This is a genomic window from Amaricoccus solimangrovi (assembly GCF_006385685.1).
In the GTDB taxonomy this organism is placed as follows: Bacteria; Pseudomonadota; Alphaproteobacteria; order Rhodobacterales; family Rhodobacteraceae; genus Amaricoccus; species Amaricoccus solimangrovi.
Window position 1 is genome coordinate 1 of the sequence record NZ_VFRP01000114.1, and the last position, 924, is coordinate 924.

Annotated in this window: 3 protein-coding genes; all 3 read left to right on the forward strand. The window is 73.8% G+C overall.

Annotation, left to right across the window (positions count from 1 at the left end):
• On the forward strand, positions 1 to 414 hold a 414-nt coding region (locus FJM51_RS23490; protein WP_140456505.1), incomplete at its 5' end, for a peptidoglycan recognition protein family protein.
• 2 nt (positions 415 to 416) lie between these two features.
• Positions 417 to 635, forward strand: coding sequence for a hypothetical protein (locus tag FJM51_RS23495; protein WP_140456506.1), 219 nt, complete (start codon positions 417 to 419; stop codon positions 633 to 635).
• The gene (locus FJM51_RS23500) at positions 632 to 850 is read left to right on the forward strand and encodes a hypothetical protein (RefSeq protein WP_140456507.1); all 219 of its coding nucleotides are present in this window, start codon (positions 632 to 634) and stop codon (positions 848 to 850) included. The genes FJM51_RS23495 and FJM51_RS23500 overlap by 4 nt, the downstream gene beginning before the upstream one ends.
• Positions 851 to 924: the final 74 nt, after the last annotated feature.

A 924-nucleotide genomic window follows, 5' to 3' on the forward strand; every position in this document is an offset into this window, starting at 1 on the left:
ATCGGCGTCGCGCTCTGCGGCATGGTCGGCGCGGTCGAGGCGCCGTTCTCGCCCGGGCTCCACCCGATCAACGAGCTCCAGCTCCGCGCGGCGGCGCAGCTCGTCGCCGATCTCTGCGGGCGCTACGGCATCCCGGTCACGCCCCGGACCGTGCTGACCCATGCCGAGGTCCAGCCGACGCTCGGGATCGCGCAGCGCGGCAAATGGGACATCGCGCGGCTGCCCTGGCGCCCGGATCTCGTCGGGCCGCGCCCGGTCGGCGACTACATCCGCCAGCTCGTCCTCGAGGAGACCCGGCCCGCCGCGCCGATCCCCATCGCCACCACCGGAAGCCCGGACGCGCCGCCGCGCCCCGGGCTCGCCGCGCTCATCCTCGCCGCCCTGCGCGGCTTCTTCGGCCCGAAGGGAGCCTGACCATGCCTCAGCCGCCGCTCGTCGATCAGCCCTCCGCCGCGCCCACCCGCAAGCTCTGGGCCGTCATCCTCTCCGGCATGGTGATCTCGGTCCTCCGGACCCTGCTCACGACCTACGCGCCCGAGCTGCCGGCCGAGGATCTGCTCGCCCAGCTGGGCCCCTATGTGCAGCTCGGCGTCATGGCCGCCGCCGGATACCTCACCCGGGAGCGCGCGGCATGATCGCCTCGCTCTTCTCGGCCACCTGGCCCTACCTGGTCGGCGCCGCCGGCTGGGCGCTCGCGATCTGGGCCGTCCGGCGCAACGGCAAGGTCGACGCGAAGCGCGACGCGGCCGAGGCGAGTCTCACCAAGCAGAAGGAGATGCGGGATGCGAACGCGTCCGTGGATCGCTCTCGTCGGGGCATCGCTGACCGGCTGCGCGATGGCCGGTTCTGAGGCCTGCCCGACGCTCTATCCCTACAGCCTCGAGGACCAGGCCCGCGCGGCGGCGGAGATCGCCGCGATGCCCG